Here is a 2,029-nt window from a genome sequence, read left to right as displayed (position 1 = left end):
TAAAAATCGAATCTCGATAAAAATGTTCTGTAAAATCTCAAAAAACATATAAATTTTAGAACCAAAGCAAAATTACGACAAAAAATGTATTTTTAATCGAAAAATTTAGAAGTATGAATTATTCAGGTATGTAGTGTAAAATTAACATAACAATATTAACCGTTTTTATTGTTTGCGATAGGCATCTGTTAAGTTACTTGATACGAAGGTTTAATTTTTTATACGAATTATAGAGGAGCTGTATATTCTAATGAAAAAAATAGTTAAGTACGTCTTGCTAGTTGTGTCACTATTATTAATCAGTCAAACACCCGTCTCTGCTAACGATAATCAAAGTTATGTCAGTGATAATGAAGAAAGTCCGATCAGTCATATTGTCTTTACGCCAGACAATGTTCAAATAACAGTAAATAATGAAGCAGCTGAGGCAAGGGAAATTATACTATTATTATCTAAGCATACAGATGAAGCCTTGCTTGCTCAAGTGGATCCAAATGCCCAGTCTGATGATTTACAAGTTTTACAAGATGAGTTAGGAATTAGCTTTAACGCGATTGAAGATCAACTTGATTTAGAAAAAAATCCGACTGTTTTTAATGTGATTCAACAAATTCAACATGCGTCATCCGGAATATATTCATCGATTGACCCTATGGGGAATGTCGTATTCACTATTTCTAACCCTGAGATTGTCGAGTCTGATGAGACGATTCGTGTAAAACTGTTTAATGAAGACCTCATTGAGTTCAACCGTGCAGAAGATAGTACACTTGAATATAATTCCTATAACTTTGTGTTAGAGGAGTAGTTATATGAAAGCTAATAAAAAAATCTGATAAATTCCTCAAAAAGGAATCTATCAGATTTTTTTATTTGGGCAAGTTCATCTGAACAATATACCCATTTTGATAGTAGAAGAGGATGGGGGCATTGTATTTATTAGCAATCTGGCGAATAATTGTCTTACCCATGCCTTCAGAATGATCTTGATTCTCATCGTAATCCGTACCATTATCTTTAATCAGCAATTTATTATGCTCTGGAAATTCTTGGAGGATGATATTCATTTGCGTGCTATTAGAATGCTTAATACTATTAATGATCGCTTCACGAATAATCGACAAGATATCTTTCTTCTGATTATATTTAAATTCAGTTTCAGTATGCAGATCAAAATTAATCATCAGCGGTGCGAATTCCTCACGCATATTGTCAATACTGACTTCAAAGTCTAGACTTTCATGGTGGATATGGTGAATGGTATGGCGAATGTCATCCATTCCGTGCCGTAAATTAATTTGCAATTGATTGAGTTGCTTTTCAATTTTATCATTATCATTCGCAATGATGATTGCTTCAATTTGAATAATACTTCGGGCGAGCGAGTGACCGATCGCATCATGTAGTTCATTCGAAATCCGATTACGCTCTGACAAGATGCTAATATCGACGTCTTTTTGGTTAGATTGAATTAAATCCTTCATTTGATTTTTCATCCGTAATTGCTCTTCTGTTAACGTATCTCTCACTTCGTTTAACGAGGCTTGTTGTTGAATGATTTGTTGACTTTGATCAGCGATATATACCCCTAAAATCCCAATCAATAACATGTAATAACTCCCTGGATTAATGATGAAAGCCAGTAGGAGTACCAATAGACTGTAAAAACCAATATCAAAAGTCAATAAGTATACAAGCGGTAATAATAAAATATATGATGGAGCGACGAGCACACCTAAGAGACTAACAACTATATTTAATATAATCCGAATCCGCTTAGTGACAATGATTCCACTTAATGCAATGAAGCAAATGGATAGTAGCGATTCTAAAACAATCGCTATAATATCATCTTGAGTCATCATTAATCGCAAACTGAGTGTAATAAATAGCATCCATAAACCTGAATAATTCATACTTTTAAATATTGAGTTATTCTAGTCGTTATTTTTCAATTTTGGATCACTTTATCGAAATTAAAATATTTTAATCGATTTTCTAAGCTAAAGAAAAACTTTTTAGTCTCATC

General features: G+C 32.6%; 2 protein-coding genes. One reads left to right on the top strand and one right to left on the bottom strand.

The annotated features are described in order from the left end of the window. Positions 1-250: 250 nt before the first annotated feature. Entirely contained in the window at positions 251-808 is a 558-nt protein-coding gene (locus tag FEZ33_RS12065) for a hypothetical protein (protein WP_138405601.1), read from the top strand. Positions 809-869: 61 nt separating this feature from the next. Here the strand turns inward: FEZ33_RS12065 and FEZ33_RS12060 are convergent, their stop codons facing one another. Then, positions 870-1,916: a histidine kinase gene (locus tag FEZ33_RS12060; protein WP_138405600.1), complete on the bottom strand. Its 1,047-nt coding sequence runs from the start codon at positions 1,914-1,916 to the stop codon at positions 870-872. Between the last annotated feature and the right edge of the window lie 113 nt (positions 1,917-2,029).

The organism is Ruoffia tabacinasalis (genome assembly GCF_005864045.1).
Taxonomy (GTDB): Bacteria; Bacillota; Bacilli; order Lactobacillales; family Aerococcaceae; genus Ruoffia; species Ruoffia tabacinasalis.
This window is presented reverse-complemented; position numbering and strand designations above follow the sequence as displayed.